Origin of the sequence: Ralstonia psammae (assembly GCF_958405935.1) — a bacterium.
Taxonomy (GTDB): domain Bacteria; phylum Pseudomonadota; class Gammaproteobacteria; order Burkholderiales; family Burkholderiaceae; genus Ralstonia; species Ralstonia psammae.
In genome coordinates, this window is sequence record NZ_CATZBU010000001.1 from 585,385 (window position 1) to 600,870 (window position 15,486).

The 15,486-nt window shown below is 65.4% G+C and carries 14 protein-coding genes; 12 read left to right on the forward strand and 2 right to left on the reverse strand.

Annotation, left to right across the window (positions count from 1 at the left end; all coding sequences use genetic code 11):
* Positions 1–3 precede the first annotated feature (3 nt).
* The 6 genes from R2N16_RS02860 (at position 4) to R2N16_RS02885 (ending at position 4,975) form a co-directional block, all read left to right on the forward strand.
* Positions 4–690, forward strand: coding sequence for a hydrolase (locus R2N16_RS02860; protein ID WP_316664074.1), 687 nt, complete (start codon positions 4–6; stop codon positions 688–690).
* A 122-nt stretch (positions 691–812) separates the two neighbouring features.
* Complete coding sequence (locus tag R2N16_RS02865; RefSeq protein WP_316664075.1) at positions 813–1,634, forward strand: alpha/beta fold hydrolase; 822 nt, start codon at positions 813–815, stop codon at positions 1,632–1,634.
* Between the two features lie 56 nt (positions 1,635–1,690).
* The gene (locus tag R2N16_RS02870) at positions 1,691–1,999 is read left to right on the forward strand and encodes a XapX domain-containing protein (protein WP_316664076.1); all 309 of its coding nucleotides are present in this window, start codon (positions 1,691–1,693) and stop codon (positions 1,997–1,999) included.
* Between the two features lie 4 nt (positions 2,000–2,003).
* Positions 2,004–2,435 (forward strand): DoxX family protein, encoded by a 432-nt coding sequence (locus R2N16_RS02875; protein WP_316664077.1) that lies wholly within the window; start codon positions 2,004–2,006, stop codon positions 2,433–2,435.
* A 4-nt stretch (positions 2,436–2,439) separates the two neighbouring features.
* Positions 2,440–4,278: an amidohydrolase gene (locus R2N16_RS02880; RefSeq protein ID WP_316664078.1), complete on the forward strand. Its 1,839-nt coding sequence runs from the start codon at positions 2,440–2,442 to the stop codon at positions 4,276–4,278.
* Complete coding sequence (locus tag R2N16_RS02885) at positions 4,268–4,975, forward strand: YoaK family protein (protein WP_316664079.1); 708 nt, start codon at positions 4,268–4,270, stop codon at positions 4,973–4,975. The genes R2N16_RS02880 and R2N16_RS02885 overlap by 11 nt, the downstream gene beginning before the upstream one ends.
* A 21-nt stretch (positions 4,976–4,996) precedes the next feature.
* On the opposite strand, the gene R2N16_RS02890 is transcribed toward R2N16_RS02885, so the two are convergent.
* A complete protein-coding gene (locus R2N16_RS02890; protein WP_316664080.1) occupies positions 4,997–5,710 on the reverse strand; it encodes a GntR family transcriptional regulator in 714 nt (237 codons plus the stop codon).
* Positions 5,711–5,987: 277 nt separating this feature from the next.
* On the opposite strand from R2N16_RS02890, the gene R2N16_RS02895 reads away from it, so the two are divergent.
* The 6 genes from R2N16_RS02895 (at position 5,988) to R2N16_RS02920 (ending at position 12,140) form a co-directional block, all read left to right on the forward strand.
* The gene (locus R2N16_RS02895) at positions 5,988–7,055 is read left to right on the forward strand and encodes a porin (RefSeq protein ID WP_316664081.1); all 1,068 of its coding nucleotides are present in this window, start codon (positions 5,988–5,990) and stop codon (positions 7,053–7,055) included.
* Between the two features lie 147 nt (positions 7,056–7,202).
* Positions 7,203–8,231, forward strand: a complete 1,029-nt coding sequence (locus R2N16_RS02900) for an ABC transporter ATP-binding protein (RefSeq protein WP_316664082.1) — start codon at positions 7,203–7,205, stop codon at positions 8,229–8,231.
* Positions 8,232–8,309: 78 nt separating this feature from the next.
* Complete coding sequence (locus tag R2N16_RS02905; protein ID WP_316664083.1) at positions 8,310–9,575, forward strand: ABC transporter substrate-binding protein; 1,266 nt, start codon at positions 8,310–8,312, stop codon at positions 9,573–9,575.
* 16 nt (positions 9,576–9,591) lie between these two features.
* Positions 9,592–10,509 (forward strand): ABC transporter permease, encoded by a 918-nt coding sequence (locus R2N16_RS02910; protein WP_316664084.1) that lies wholly within the window; start codon positions 9,592–9,594, stop codon positions 10,507–10,509.
* A gap of 1 nt (position 10,510) precedes the next feature.
* Positions 10,511–11,407 (forward strand): ABC transporter permease, encoded by an 897-nt coding sequence (locus tag R2N16_RS02915; RefSeq protein WP_316664085.1) that lies wholly within the window; start codon positions 10,511–10,513, stop codon positions 11,405–11,407.
* A gap of 10 nt (positions 11,408–11,417) precedes the next feature.
* Positions 11,418–12,140, forward strand: coding sequence for an aspartate/glutamate racemase family protein (locus R2N16_RS02920; protein ID WP_316664086.1), 723 nt, complete (start codon positions 11,418–11,420; stop codon positions 12,138–12,140).
* Positions 12,141–12,152: 12 nt separating this feature from the next.
* Here R2N16_RS02920 and icmF read toward each other — a convergent pair whose 3' ends face one another.
* Positions 12,153–15,440 carry a fused isobutyryl-CoA mutase/GTPase IcmF gene (icmF, locus tag R2N16_RS02925; protein ID WP_316664087.1) on the reverse strand — a complete coding sequence of 1,096 codons (3,288 nt, stop codon included), beginning with the start codon at positions 15,438–15,440 and terminating at the stop codon, positions 12,153–12,155.
* Positions 15,441–15,486: the final 46 nt, after the last annotated feature.

A 15,486-nucleotide genomic window follows, 5' to 3' on the forward strand; every position in this document is an offset into this window, starting at 1 on the left:
GCCATGACGAACCCGAAGCTCGAAGTCCTCACGCCCCAGAACTGTCAACTCATCTTCATCGACCACCAGCCGCAAATGGCCTTCGGCGTGCAGTCGATCGACCGCCAGGTCCTGAAGAACAACACCGTCGGCCTTGCCAAGGCTGCGAAGATCTTCAACATCCCCACCACCATTACCACCGTCGAATCGCAGAGCTTCTCCGGTTATACCTACCCGGAGCTGCTCGATGTGTTTCCGGACCAGGAACTGCTCGAACGCACCTCGATGAACTCCTGGGACGACCAGAAGGTCCGCGATGCCCTGGCAAAGAACGGCCGCAAGAAGGTGGTCGTCTCGGGCTTGTGGACGGAGGTGTGCAACTGCACCTTCGCGCTGTCGGCCATGCACGATGCCGACTACGAGATCTACATGGTCGCCGACGCCTCGGGCGGTACGTCCAAGGACGCGCACGACTACGCCATGCAGCGCATGGTCCAAGCCGGCGTGGTGCCCGTGACGTGGCAACAGGTGTTGCTGGAGTGGCAGCGTGACTGGGCCCACCGCGACACGTATGACGCCGTGATGAAGCTGGTGAAGGAACACTCCGGCGCCTACGGCATGGGCGTGGACTATGCCTACACGATGGTCCACAAGGCGCCGCAACGCACTGCCACGCCGCACGAGGCGCTGGCTGCCGTGGCTGCCAACTGATCGCGCCGTACAAAAGAAGAGAAGACGCTGCTCCAGCCGGGCGACGCATGCGCAGCCGAATGGCTGCCGCATGCGTTGCGCACTGGCCCATCCCATCAGCCATCACCCTCTCCCTCATTCCCATGCAAACGATCACCACCCAAGACGGTACGCGCATCTTTTACAAGGACTGGGGCAGCGGCAAGCCCGTCGTCTTCTCGCACGGCTGGCCGCTCAATGCCGACGCCTGGGACGCGCAGATGCTGTTCCTCGTGCAAAAGGGTTTTCGTGTCATTGCGCATGACCGGCGCGGCCACGGCCGTTCCGATCAGCCATCGCAGGGCAACGACATGGACACCTATGCCGACGACCTGGCGGCGCTGCTCAATGCGCTCGACATCCAGGGCGCTACGCTGGTCGGCCACTCCACCGGCGGCGGCGAAGTCGCGCACTACATCGGCCGACATGGCACCCAACGGGTCGCCCGCGCTGTCCTGATCGGCGCGGTGCCGCCCATCATGCTCAAGACGGCATCCAACCCGAAGGGCTTGCCGATGGACGTGTTCGACGGCATCCGCAAGGGGGTGGCCGACAACCGCTCGCAGTTCTACCGCGATCTCGCCACGCCGTTCTTCGGCTTCAACCGGCCGGGCGCGAAGGTCTCGCAGGGCACCATCGATGCCTTCTGGGCGCAGGGCATGACCGGCGGCATTCACGGCCAGTACCTGTGCATCAAAGCGTTCTCGGAGGTCGACTACACCGAAGACCTGAAGAAGATCGACGTGCCGGTGCTGTTCCTGCATGGCGACGATGACCAGATCGTTCCGATCGACGATTCGGCCAAGCTGGGCGTCGAGTTGGTGAAGGATGGGACGCTCAAGGTCTATCCGGGCGGCTCGCACGGCATGTGCGTGACCGAGGCGGACAAGGTCAACGCGGATCTGCTCGCGTTCCTCACCGCCTGACCTGCATGGGCGGCGCACCTCGCGCGCGCCGCCCTTCGCATTCTGGAGCCCTCCTCGTGAAGCCCTACCTCATCTCCATAGGCGTCGGCATGCTGGTCGGCGTGATCTATGCGTTGCTGCACGTCCGCTCACCCGCGCCGCCGGCGATCGCGCTGGTCGGGCTGCTCGGCATGTTGATCGGCGAACAGATCGTGCCGGCCGCGCAGCGCCTGCTGGCCGGCGAGCCGATCACCATGGCGTGGTTCCGCCACGAGTGCGTGCCGAAGATCACCGGAGCGCCAGCCCCAGTGCCACCCCAGACGCCACCCGCGGACCTTGCTGCCACCGGTGAATCCGGCAACACCGCACCACGCAACCCGGGCTGATGCCATGACACGCCTGTCGCTCGAAACCTCGCGCGCAGCGGTACCCGCCGACACCGCCCCGAATGTTGCCATTCATGCCGGCCTGCTGTTCCTGCGCCTGAGCGGCAGCGCGCTGCTGATTGCCGTGCATGGGCTGCCCAAGGTGCTGCACTACAGCCAGGAACTCACACGCATTGAAGACCCATTCCACATGGGCGCCGCCCCCACCCTGCTGCTCGCGATCCTGTCGGAAACCCTATGCCCGCTGCTGATTGCGCTTGGCGTGCTGACGCGCCTGGCGTGCCTGCCAATCGTCGCCACGTTGCTGGTGGCCATGCTGGTGGTGCATCCTGACTGGTCGCTTGCCGATGGCCAGTTCGGATGGATGCTGCTGATCATCTTCACCACCGTCCTGATTGCCGGACCCGGACGCTTTTCGATCTTCCCCAAATACTGACGCAATGACCGCCGACCTCATCCTGCACAACGGCCGCATCCACACGGTCGACCGCGAACGCCCCTCCGCCAGTGCCGTTGCCGTGCGTGACGGCCGCTTTGTTGCCGTGGGCGACGATGCCACCGTCATGGCCCAGCGCGGTGCCACCACCCAGGTCATCGACCTGCGCGGGCGCACCGTCATCCCCGGCCTGAACGATTCACACCTGCACCTGATCCGCGGCGGGCTGAACTACAACCTGGAGCTGCGCTGGGAAGGCGTGCCGTCCCTGGCCGACGCGATGCGCATGCTCAAGGAGCAGGCTGCGCGCACGCCGTCGCCGCAATGGGTGCGCGTGGTGGGCGGCTGGACGGAATTCCAGTTTGCCGAGCGCCGCATGCCCACGCTGGAAGAGCTGAACCAGGCCGCGCCCGACACGCCCGTGTTCGTGCTGCACCTGTACGACCGCGCGCTGCTCAACCGCGCGGCGCTGCGCCAGGTCGGCTACACGAAGGACACGCCGAACCCGCCCGGCGGCGAGATCCAGCGCGATGCCTCCGGCGAGCCCACCGGCATGCTGATCGCCAAGCCCAACGCGATGATCCTGTACGCGACGCTCGCCAAGGGGCCAAAGCTGCCGCCGGAATACCAGGTCAACTCCACGCGCCAGTTCATGCGCGAGCTGAACCGCCTGGGCGTGACGAGTGCCATCGACGCGGGCGGCGGCTTCCAGAACTATCCGGACGACTACGCGGTCATCCGCGAACTCTCGGCGCAGAACCAGCTCACCATCCGCATCGCCTACAACCTCTTCACGCAGAAGCCGAAAGAGGAACTGGCCGACTTCAAGAACTGGACCGGCAGCGTGCAATACCGCCAGGGCGATGACTTCTTCCGCCACAACGGCGCGGGCGAAATGCTGGTCTTCTCCGCAGCAGACTTTGAAGACTTCCTGCAACCGCGCCCCGACCTGCCGGAGACGATGGAGCAGGAGCTGGAAACCGTGGTGCGCCACCTCGTCGCGCAGCGCTGGCCATTTCGGCTGCACGCGACCTACGACGAATCGATCTCGCGCATGCTCGACGTGTTCGAGCGCGTGAACCGCGACATTCCGTTCGACGGCCTGCCGTGGTTCTTCGACCATGCCGAGACGATTTCGCCCAAGAACATCGAGCGCGTGCGCGCACTCGGCGGCGGCATCGCCATTCAGGATCGCATGGCCTTCCAGGGCGAATATTTTGTCGACCGCTACGGCGCGGCCGCGGCCGAACACACGCCGCCCATCAAGCGCATGCTGGCCGAAGGCGTACCGGTGGGCGCCGGCACCGACGCCACGCGCGTGTCGAGCTACAACCCGTGGACGTCGCTGTACTGGCTGGCGAGCGGGCGCACCGTGGGCGGCATGGCGCTGTATCCGGAAGGGCTTGCGCGCGAGGTGGCGCTGGAGCTGTACACGCACGGCAGCGCGTGGTTCTCGGCGGACCAGGGCAACAAGGGGCAGATCAAGGTCGGGCAACTCGCCGACCTGGCGGCGTTGTCGGCCGATTTCTTCAGCGTGCCCGAGGCCGATATCAAGACCATCGAATCGGTGCTGACGGTGGTGGGCGGTCGCACCGTCTATGGGGCGGCTGAGTTCACCGAGTTCGGCCCGCCGCCGATTCCGGTGCTGCCGGAGTGGTCGCCCGTGTCGCGCGTGCCGGGGCACTGGCGGCCGGCTGCACCATTGCAGCAGCAGGTGCACCACTGCGTTGGCTCATGTTCCGTGCACGGCCATGCGCACCAGAAAGCGCGCACGGCCAACGTGCCCACGACCGACTTCCGCGGTTTCTGGGGCGCCTTCGGGTGTTCGTGCTTTGCCTTCTGAAACCGTGGCGGTTCCGGCGGCCGCGCCGCAGTCGGCGCGTTTCCTGATCGCGCAGGGAACGCTGCTCGCGTTCGTCGCCGGCTATGTGGATGTGGTCGGCTTCGCGGCGTTGTTCGGGCTGTTCACTGCGCACGTCACGGGCAACTTCGTGATGATCGGTCTGGAGCTGGCGGGCTCCGGAGAAGGCGTGCTCGCCAAGCTGCTGGCGCTGCCGATGTTCGTGTTGGCCGTGGCATCGACCAAGGTGGCTGTGACGGCGCTCACGCGGCGAGGTGTGGCGCCCCTGCGGCCGCTGCTACTCGCGCAGGCCGTACTCCTGCTGGCCTTCATGGCGGCTGGGTTGCTGGCGCTGCCGATTCAATCGGCCGATGCACCGGCCACGATCATTGTCGGGCTGATCGGCGTCGCGGCGATGGGGGTGCAGAACGCCAAGGCGCGCATCGTGCTGTCGGAGCACGCACCCACCACCATCATGACGGGCAACACCACGCAGATCGTGATTGATGTGGTGGAACTGCTATCGCCCGGTGCTACGCAGAAGGATGTTGCGCGCACGCGATTGCGCAAGATGGTGCCACCGCTTGCGGGCTTTGCGACCGGGGCGATTCTGGGGGCGCTGGCGTTTGCAACGCTGTCCTTTTGGTGCGTGTTGCCGCCCGTGGGCATTCTGGTGGCCCTGGCCGTCATGCAGCACTAGCAGCACTAGGCCGCCGCGCTGTCAGAGCTTGACGCGGTGGAACAGCTTGGAAAAATCGATCGTCTCCACCTGCCGGGGCTCAAGCTCCAGTGCAGCGATGTATTCGCCAAGGTGTTCGCCCATCAGCCGCGCGGCGCGCGCGCCGTCGCGGCGCTCCACCGCATCGAGAATGGCCAGGTGTTCGTCGTGGCCGCAACTCGGGCGTGCGGGGGATTCATAGAGCCCGATCAGCAGCGAGGTGCGCGCCACCAGCGTGCGCAGCATCGCCGTGATGATGGGGTTGCCGTTCGCCTCGGCCAGTTGGATATGGAAATCGCCCGAGAGGCGGATCCAATCGCGCCAATTGCCGGATTCGCGGCTGGCATGTTCGGCAGCCGCTAGCGCGCGCAATCCGCTGAGTTGCTCCGCAGTCGCGTGCTGCGCCAATTCCCGCACCGAGCCGGTTTCCAGAATCAGCCGCGCACCAAAGACCTGGCGCGCTTCCGTCGCGTCGTGCACGGCGATCGTCGCGCCGCGGTTGGGCTGCAGCTCGACCACCCCCTCATGCGCCAGCTTCACCAGCACCCGGCGCAATGTCCCCCGCGTGATACCGAAGGCTTTGCATAGCTGCGCCTCGACCAGGCGCGTGCCCGGCGGCAGCTTCTGCTCAAGGATGGCGTCGTACACCGCATCTGAAATGCGGGCGTCGACTTCGGCGTTGTTGCGGCGTGGCGTGGTGGTCGTGGGCTCTGGCATCTCGCCATTCTAATCGAGCAAACAAGGCTTGGATTGCGCACAACCCTGAGGCCAACCTGGACGACGTTGGTGCGACATCCTCAGGAAATATCCCCGCACTCCCCGCGCTATTGCACCAGAAACAAGCGAAAACAGGCCATTTTGCTTGGCATGGATACTGCATAGGTACGCACGTGATTGTGCACAATCCAAACCAAGCTTGTACCCAACATAGAACGCAATGCCGGGAGCGGCCACGCAACGCGGTCGCGCCAATCCATTTAGGGGAACACCTGTCATGAGCACCACCATCAAGCTGGGCGCTGCCGCCCTGGCATTCGGGCTGTCCGGCGTGGCCGCTGCGCAATCGAGCGTGACGCTGTCGGGCATCATCGATACCGGCGTGAGCTGGACCAACCACGCAGGCAACGGCTCGCAAAGTCTGACCGGCGTGTCGGACAGCATCCTGGGCGTGTCCAACTTCGGGCTGAGCGGCAAGGAAGACCTGGGCGGCGGCATAAGCGCGCTGTTCAACCTGCAGGCAGGTTTCAATCCGAGCAACGGGCGCATGTCGTCCAACGGCACGCTGTTCTCCCGCAATTCGTATGTCGGGCTGAGTTCGTCATCGGGCACGCTCACGGCCGGCAAGCAGTGGAACTTCAACGACGACTGGCTGGTGGGCAGCATCTTCAAGGGCGGCTACAACTCGGGCTCGATCTTCAAGTTCAGCGAGTTCGACGCCGTGAGCGAGATCTACAACAACACGGTCAAGTACGTGTCGCCGACCCTGGGCGGTGCGCAGTTCGGCGCGATGTACGGCTTTGGCGAAGCCGCGGGCTCGCTCTCGCAGGGTTCCCTGTTCAACCTGGCGGGGCGCTATAGCGCGGGCCCGCTGTACCTGGCCGCCAGCTACGACCAGGAGCGCGATGGCAGCGGCACGGGATCGCTCTACAAGCTCATCACCGTGGGCGGCAGCTATACGTTTGGCGCAACCAAGCTGCGGCTGGGCGCGGCGCGCGCGGATGTGGGCGGCACGGGCGCGTTCCAGTCGATCCCGAGCATGTCGGCGCGCAAGGCCTACGCCGTGGAAGGCGGCGTCGACTATGCCTTCACCTCGGCCTTTACCGGCTCGGCCGACGTGCTGTACCGCCGTAACTCGACGCTGTCGAACAGTTCGATGGTCTACCGGCTGCTGGGCCTGTACAGCCTGTCCAAGCGCACCACGCTGGTGGCAAACGTGGCGTACCTGAAGAACTCGTCGAGCGCGACGGAAGCGCTGGTCAATACCACGTCGGGCGCCATCGGTGGCGGCGTGCCGGGCACGAGCCAGACCTCGGTGGCGCTGGGCGTGCGTCACAGCTTCTGACCCACGGGAAGCCAGTCGCGCCACCTGCCCCGGTATGTGGCGCCACTGCCCGCAGATGCGGCCACACGCACCACAACGACGCACGCCAAGCGCGCACGCCCCGAAATTGCCGCGCGCAGACAGGCACACCTATTGCACCAACCCGACATGACCCGCGCACCCACCGCCCCCGCCGACTCCCTCGAACTCGTTGCGCTGACCAAGCGTTACGCACACGACGCCGTGGCGGTCGACGCCATCAACCTACGCGTTCCCGCGGGCAGCTATTGCTGCTTGCTGGGGCCATCGGGCTGCGGCAAATCGTCGACGCTGCGCATGATTGCCGGCCACGAGCATGTGAGTGATGGCGACATCCTGCTAGGCCATCGCAACATCACCAACTTGCCGGCCGCCTCGCGCGGCACGGCCATGATGTTCCAGAGCTACGCGCTGTTTCCACACTTGAGCGCGCTCGACAACGTGGCCTTCAGCCTGAAGATGCGCGGCACCGGCACGCGCGAACGCCGCCAGCGCGCGCAGGCACTGCTGGAGCGCGTGGCAATGGGCCACCTGGCGCAGCGCCGACCGGGCGAACTGTCGGGTGGCCAGCAGCAACGCGTGGCGCTGGCGCGCGCGCTGATCATGGAGCCGCGCGTGCTGCTGCTGGACGAACCGCTCTCGGCGCTCGACCCGTTCCTGCGCACGCAGATGCGCGCCGAACTTCGGCGCTGGCAGCAGGAGCTGGGCCTGACCTTCGTGCACGTCACGCACTCGCAAGAAGAAGCGATGGCGCTGGCCGACCAGATGGTGGTGATGAACCACGGCCGCATCGAACAGGCCGGCAGCCCGCGCGAGGTCTACAACCAGCCGGCCAGCGCGTTTGTGGCCACCTTCATCGGCGGGCACAACCTGCTGGAAGACGCACATGGGCCCGTTGCGGTGCGTATCGACCGCATGGCGCTGCATGCCGATGAGGCCACCGCAGGGGATCGCCCGCGCGTGCGGGGCCGCATCTGCGACATCGAATACCAGGGCACACACGTGCTGGTGAGCGTGGAAGGCGTGGTGCTGTCGCCCTCGCAACGCGTGACGGTGAGCCTGCCGGAAACCGATGCCGCCATCGCGCACCTGGCGCTGCATCAACCCATCTGGGCCTCCTGGGATGCCGCACAGGCGCATCGCCTGCCGCCTGCCTAGACACCCGAGACCTGACATTCCTATCCGCAGCCTGACGGCTTCAGGCAATGCCTTCACCTTCATATCAGGGGTTGCAACATGTCTGACGATTCCAACGACTTCAAGGCGGGCCGCCGCACCGCACTCAAGGGCATGGCCGCCATTCTGGCCACCGGCGTCGTGCCCGCGATCCATGCACAAGAAAAGCTGACGCTGCGCTACCTGGGCACAGCGGTCAACCAGGACAAGCTGATCGCCGAGAAATTCGAGGCCGACACCGGCATCCGCGTGCAATACGTGGCCGTCACCACCGATGAGATTACGAAGCGCGCCGTGACTGCGCCGAGCAGCTTCGACCTGATCGACACGGAATATTTCTCGCTCAAGAAGATCGTGCCGACCGGTAACCTGCTGGGCATCGATGCACGCCGCATCAAGAACGCCGACAAGATCACGTCGCTCTTCACCAAGGGCGAGGTGGCCGGCAAGAAGGTGGGCGACCAGGGCACCGCGCCCAAGAAGGTCATGTACCTGCCGGGCGCCAATGCGACCACGTTTGCGGCCTCGCCCACGCAGTTCATGACGCTGATCCCGACCGTCTACAACGCCGACACGCTGGGCATCCGCCCCGATCTCATCAAGCGCCCCATCAGCTCGTGGGCCGAATTGCTGAACCCTGAATTCAAGGGGCGTGCGTCGATCCTGAACATTCCGTCCATCGGCATCATGGACGCGGCGATGGTGGTGGAAGCCAAGGGCCTGCACAAGTACGCCGACAAGGGCAACATGACCCGCGCCGAGATCGACCTGACCATCAAGACGCTGATCGAAGCCAAGAAGGCCGGGCAGTTCCGCGCGCTGTGGAAGGACTTCAACGAAAGCGTGAACCTGATGTCTTCGGGCGAGGTCGTGATCCAGTCGATGTGGAGCCCGGCGGTGACGGCGGTGCGCAGCAAGGGCATCGACTGCACGTTCCAGCCGCTCAAGGAAGGCTATCGCGCGTGGGCCGCCGGCTTTGGCATTCCCAAGACGGTGTCAGGCAAGAAGCTTGATGCGGCGTACGAATTCATCAACTGGTTCCTCGACGGCTGGGCCGGCGCGTACCTGAACCGCCAGGGCTACTACAGCGCCGTGCTGGAAACGGCCAAGGCCAAGATGGAGCCGTACGAGTGGGCCTACTGGATGGAAGGCAAACCCGCCGCGAAGGACATCAAGAGCCCGCACGGCGATCTGCTGGCCAAGGCCGGCAGCGTGCGCGACGGCGGTAGCTACGAACAGCGCATGGGCGGCATCGCCTGCTGGAACGCGGTCATGGACGAGAACGAGTACATGGTCCGCAAGTGGAACGAGTTCGTCGCCGCCTGACCACGTCGCCAACGTCATGACACCCACCACACCGTCCACTCCACCCGCGGCCGGCGCCCCGCGTCCAGCCGGGCCGGGCTTGCAGGCGCTGCCGTTTGCGGCGGTGTTCGTCGTGTTCTTTCTGATCCCGCTGGGGCTGGTCGCAATGGTCAGCTTCTGGGATTTCAACGAGTACGCGCTGCTGCCGACCTTCACCTTGCGCAACTACGCCAAGCTGTGGGAAGGCTGCGGCCATCTCAATGAATACGGTGACTTGTGCGTGACGGCGTCGACCTACCTGTCGACGCTGCGCTTTGCCGTGGCGACCTGGGCGCTCACGCTGGTGCTGGGCTTTGCACTGGCGTATTTCCTGGCGTTCCACGTGCGCTCGGCTACGATGCAGACGCTGCTGTTCGTGATCTGCACGGTGCCGTTCTGGACCTCCAACGTGATCCGCATGATTTCGTGGATTCCGCTGCTGGGCCGCAATGGCCTCGTCAACCAGACGCTGCAGGGCATGCACCTGATCGACCAGCCACAGGACTGGCTGCTGTATTCGAACTTCTCGGTGCTGCTGGCCTACGTGCACCTCTACACCATGTTCATGATCGTGCCGATCTTCAATTCGATGATGCGCATCGACCGCGCGTTGCTCGAGGCCGCGCGCGATGCGGGGGCGAGCGCCTGGCAAACGCTCTGGCACGTGATCGTGCCGCTGTCGCGCAGCGGCATCCTGATCGGCTCCATCTTCATCCTGACCATCGTGATGGGCGATTTCGTGACTGTAGGCGTGATGGGCGGCCAGCAGATCGCCTCGGTCGGCAAGATGATCCAGGTGCAGACCTCGTACCTGCAGTTTCCGCTGGCAGCAGCCAACGCCGTGGTACTGCTGCTGACAGTGCTGATGATCATCTGGGGCCTGACCCGCGTGGTCGACATCCGCAAGGAGCTTTGACATGCGAGCGCGTTTTCGTGAACCCCGCGCCCCCGGCTTCTGGCCGCTGGCGTGCCTCTTCGCGTTGTTTATGCTGTTCCTGTATGGGCCGATGCTGACGATCTTCGCGCTCAGTTTCCAGGGTCCGGAAGGCGGGCTGACGTTTCCGATGAATGGGCTGTCGTTGCATTGGTATCGGCAGCTTGCCGAGGGCCTGGGCGTGGTCGACATCGGCGCGGCGTTCCGGCGCTCGCTGGCGCTCGGTGCAGTCGTGATGGCGCTGACCATGGGGCTCTCGCTGCTGGCCGCGCTCGCCTTTCGCAAGCGGCTGCGCGGTGGCGGCGCGCTGTTCTACGTGACGGTGGCCAGCCTCATCATGCCGTCGATCGTGGTGTCGCTCGGCATCGGCCTGCAGTTCCGGCTCGTCGACACGGGAATCAAAGCGCTGCTGGCCGCACTGGGCGCGACCGAACAGAGCGACAGCTTCGGCACCACGCTCGGCCTGTGGACGTCTGCGCTCGGCGCGCACCTGACGTGGACGCTGCCCTTCGGCCTGCTCATCATGTTTGCGGTCTTCAACCGCTTCAACCCCGCCTACGAAGAAGCCGCTCGCGACCTGGGTGCCACGCCCTGGCAGACGTTCCGCCATGTCGTGCTGCCGTTGATCGCACCCTCGCTCATCGGCGTGGGCATGTTCGGCTTCACGCTCAGTTGGGACGAGATTGCACGCACCTCGCAGGCGATCGGCGACGTCAATACGCTCCCACTCGAGCTGCAAGGGTTGACCACCACCGTCACGACGCCAGCCATCTATGCGCTGGGCACGCTCACCACCGTGGTGTCGCTCATTGTCATGGGGCTGACGATGCTGGCCATCGTTCGACTGCGCCGCCGCCAGAGCGCCGGGCGTGTTGACTGAACGCGCGCCGATGACCCTCGCTACGGAGTCCGCCGGCCCGCGCCGGCTGCTGCTGATCAACCCGAATACCACGGGCGCGCTGACGCAGACCCTCACGCGCTTCGTGCAGGCCGCGTTGCCCGGCGACGTCATTGTGGAGTCCATCACGGCACGCTTTGGCGCGCCCTATATCGCCACCGAAGTTGGCTACGCGGTTGCCGCGCATGCCGCGCTCGATGCGTGGTCGACGGCACAACACCCCGCCCCCGACGCCGCCATCATCGGCTGCTTTGGCGACCCTGGGCTCTTCGCGCTGCGCGAGGTGGCACCGTGCCCGGTCACCGGCCTGGCGGAAGCCGCGTTGATGGAAGCCGCAGCGTACGGCACGTGCGCAGTCATCACGGGGGGCCATGCGTGGGGGCCGATCCTGGAGCGCTTGCTGCCCACGCTTGAAGACGGTCACACCGTGCGCGACATCCATACCGTCGAACTCGACGGGGCGGCGCTCTATGCCGCGCCGGATGCGGCCGAACAGATCCTGATTGGCGCCTGCACAACCGTCCTGCGCCGCCAGCCGGTGGACGCCATCGTGCTGGGCGGCGCTGGGCTGGCCGGCCTCGCACAGCGGCTGCAACCCCACGTTCCCGTACCGCTCGTCGATAGCGTGACAGCGGCAGCGCGCCAGGTGTGGCATGCCCCGCGCGGAGGGCATGGCGTGCTGCCGGCATGGATTGAACCCGCCGCGCACGCTTGAACCGGGTGCCGGCTACATGTTGCGCCGGTACTGCCCCCCGACCTCGAACAGCGCATGCGTAATCTGCCCGAGCGAGCAGACGCGCACCGCGTCCATCAGCACCGCAAACACGTTCTCATCCTCCATCACCGCCCGCTGCAGGCGCTGCAGCATGGCAGGCGCTTCCCCCGCATGCCGCGCATGAAACGCCGCTAAGCGCGCGAGCTGACTCCGCTTCTCCTCCTCGCTGGACCGCGCCAGTTCAATGTGCGGCGGCACCACGCTCTCCGCATCCGGATTCCGGAACGTATTCACACCAATGATCGGCAGCGAGCCGTCGTGCTTGCGCTGCTCATACAGCATTGACTCTTCCTGAATCTTGCCGCGCTGGTAGCCGGTTTCCATCGCACCCAGCACGCCGCCGCGCTCGGCAATGCACTCGAACTCCTGCAGCACGGCCTCTTCCACCAGGTCTGTCAGTTCGTCGATGATGAAGCTGCCCTGGTTCGGGTTCTCGCACTTGGCCAAGCCCCATTCGCGGTTGATGATGAGCTGGATCGCCAGCGCGCGCCGCACGGATTCGGCCGTGGGCGTGGTGATCGCCTCGTCGTAGGCATTCGTGTGCAGGCTGTTGCAGTTGTCGTAGATGGCGATCAGCGCCTGCAGTGTCGTGCGAATGTCGTTGAAGGCAATCTCCTGCGCGTGCAAGGAGCGGCCCGACGTCTGCACGTGGTACTTCAGCTTCTGGCTGCGCTCATTCGCGCCGTACTTGTCGCGCATGGTCACCGCCCAGATGCGGCGCGCGACGCGGCCGAGCACGCTGTACTCGGGGTCCATGCCGTTGGAGAAGAAGAACGACAGGTTCGGTGCGAAGTCGTCAATGTGCATGCCGCGCGCGAGGTACGCCTCCACATACGTGAAACCGTTGGCAAGCGTGAACGCGAGTTGCGAGATCGGGTTCGCCCCCGCCTCGGCAATGTGGTACCCCGAGATCGACACCGAGTAGAAATTGCGTACCTGCTGGTGCACGAAATATTCCTGGATATCGCCCATCACCTTGAGCGAAAACTCGGTCGAAAAGATGCAGGTGTTCTGCCCCTGGTCTTCCTTGAGGATGTCGGCCTGCACCGTGCCGCGCACGTTCTGCAGCACCCATGCGCGGATCTTCGCCTCTTCGTCCTGCGTCGGCTCGCGGTGGTTGTCTGCGCGGAACCTGGCGAGGTTCTGGTCGATGGCGGTGTTCATGAACATCGCCAGGATCGTCGGCGCCGGCCCGTTGATCGTCATGGAAACCGACGTGGCAGGGCTGGTCAGGTCAAAGCCGTCATACAGCACCTCCATGTCGCCGAGCGTGGCGATGGACACGCCCGAGTTGCCGACCTTGCCGTAGATGTCGGGGCGCAGCGCCGGGTCTTCGCCGTAGAGCGTGACGGAGTCGAACGCAGTGGACAGCCGCTTGGCATCCATGCCTTCCGAGACCAGCTTGAAGCGTCGATTGGTGCGCAAGGCATCGCCCTCGCCCGCGAACATGCGCGTGGGGTCTTCGTTCTCACGCTTGAACGCGAATACGCCGGCGGTGTACGGAAAGCTGCCCGGCACGTTCTCGCGCATCAGCCAGCGCAGCACTTCGCCGTCGTCTTCATACGGCGGCAGCACGACCTTGCGGATGGTGGTACCGGAGAGCGTGATGTGCGTGAGCTGCGTGCGGATTTCCTTGTCGCGGATTCTGACGACGTATTCGTCACCGGAATACGCACGGCGCAGGTCGGGCCACATGCCGAGCAGCTTGCGTTCGGTGGCGCCGAGTTGCGCGTCGCGCTCGGCCGCTTGCTTGTCGAGTGCGGACAGCGTCTGCACGGTGGCGCCGGCCTGCTCCAGCATGCGATGGCTGGCCTGCAATTGCTGACGCTCCCGCGCGAGGCGGCTTTGCGCATCGACGCGGTGGTGGTAGCTGCGCACGGCATCGGCCAGCTCCGCCAGGTAGCGCACGCGCGCGGGCGGCACGATGGCGCGGTGGCTCGTGGAACATTTGCCGCCCGGGCGCGGCAGCCTGCGCTCGGCCAGCGCCATGCCGCGCTCGGTCAGCCGATCGGCCAGCGTGTGATACAGCGCCGTCACGCCGTCGTCATTGAAGTGCGAGGCCTGTGTGCCGAACACCGGCATGTCTTCGGGCCGGGCGTGCCATTGCTCGCGGTTGCGCTGTACCTGCTTGGCGACGTCGCGCCACGCGTCCTGCGCGCCCTTGCGGTCGAACTTGTTGATAGCCACCAGATCGGCAAAGTCGAGCATGTCGATCTTCTCCAACTGGCTGGCGGCACCAAATTCGGGCGTCATGACGTACAGCGACAGATCGACATGCGGCACGATGGCCGCATCGCCCTGCCCGATGCCGGAGGTCTCGACGATGATCAGGTCGAAGCCGGCCGCGCGGCATGCGGCAATCACGTCGGGCAACGCATCGGAGATCTCGCGGCTGGCCTCGCGCGTGGCGAGCGATCGTACGAAGATGTTCGGATGGTTGATCGCGTTCATGCGGATGCGGTCGCCCAATAGCGCGCCACCCGACTTGCGCCGCGACGGATCGATCGAGATGACGGCGATGCGCAGCGCGTCTTGCTGGTCGAGCCGGAACCGGCGGATCAGCTCGTCGGTCAGCGACGACTTGCCCGCGCCACCTGTGCCGGTGATGCCGAGCACCGGAGTCGGCGTGGCGACCGCAGCCGCGTGTACGGCCTCGCGCAAGGCCGGATCGATGCGGCCCGATTCCAGTGCAGTGATCAGTTGTGCCAGGGCGCGGCGGTCGCCATTGGCAACGGGCTCCAGCGTGGCCGGTGCATACGTAGAGAGATCGATGTCGCAGCGCTGCACCATGTCGGCAATCATGCCGGCCAGCCCCATGCGCTGGCCGTCTTCGGGGCTGTAGATGCGCGCGATGCCGTAGTCCTGCAGTTCGCGGATCTCCGCAGGCACGATCACCCCGCCGCCGCCGCCGAACACCTGGATGTGCTCGCCGCCGCGTGCGCGCAGCGCGTCGATCATGTACTTGAAGTATTCGACGTGACCGCCTTGGTAGCTGGACACAGCAATGCCCTGCACGTCTTCCTGCAACGCCGCGTTGACCACCTCGTCCACCGAGCGGTTGTGGCCGAGGTGGATCACCTCGCAGCCCATCGATTGCAGGATGCGCCGCATGATGTTGATCGACGCGTCATGCCCATCGAACAACGATGCGGCCGTCACGAAGCGCACCTTGTTGCGTACCGGCGCGGGCTCGCTGGCAGGCGTGGGATCGGCCGCGCGGGCGGCGGAAAGATCGGTCATGTCTCCACCTTTGATAAGTGGGGCGCCGGCGTTGGATGTGTTGTAC

Coding starts and splice junctions, on each gene's coding strand:
- R2N16_RS02860 (WP_316664074.1), top strand. CDS start 4: ATGACGAACCCGAAGCTCGAAGTCCTCACGCCCCAGAACTGTCAACTC.
- R2N16_RS02865 (WP_316664075.1), top strand. CDS start 813: ATGCAAACGATCACCACCCAAGACGGTACGCGCATCTTTTACAAGGAC.
- R2N16_RS02875 (WP_316664077.1), top strand. CDS start 2,004: ATGACACGCCTGTCGCTCGAAACCTCGCGCGCAGCGGTACCCGCCGAC.
- R2N16_RS02880 (WP_316664078.1), top strand. CDS start 2,440: ATGACCGCCGACCTCATCCTGCACAACGGCCGCATCCACACGGTCGAC.
- R2N16_RS02890 (WP_316664080.1), bottom strand. CDS start 5,710: ATGCCAGAGCCCACGACCACCACGCCACGCCGCAACAACGCCGAAGTC.
- R2N16_RS02895 (WP_316664081.1), top strand. CDS start 5,988: ATGAGCACCACCATCAAGCTGGGCGCTGCCGCCCTGGCATTCGGGCTG.
- R2N16_RS02900 (WP_316664082.1), top strand. CDS start 7,203: ATGACCCGCGCACCCACCGCCCCCGCCGACTCCCTCGAACTCGTTGCG.
- R2N16_RS02905 (WP_316664083.1), top strand. CDS start 8,310: ATGTCTGACGATTCCAACGACTTCAAGGCGGGCCGCCGCACCGCACTC.
- R2N16_RS02910 (WP_316664084.1), top strand. CDS start 9,592: ATGACACCCACCACACCGTCCACTCCACCCGCGGCCGGCGCCCCGCGT.
- R2N16_RS02915 (WP_316664085.1), top strand. CDS start 10,511: ATGCGAGCGCGTTTTCGTGAACCCCGCGCCCCCGGCTTCTGGCCGCTG.
- R2N16_RS02920 (WP_316664086.1), top strand. CDS start 11,418: ATGACCCTCGCTACGGAGTCCGCCGGCCCGCGCCGGCTGCTGCTGATC.
- icmF (WP_316664087.1), bottom strand. CDS start 15,440: ATGACCGATCTTTCCGCCGCCCGCGCGGCCGATCCCACGCCTGCCAGC.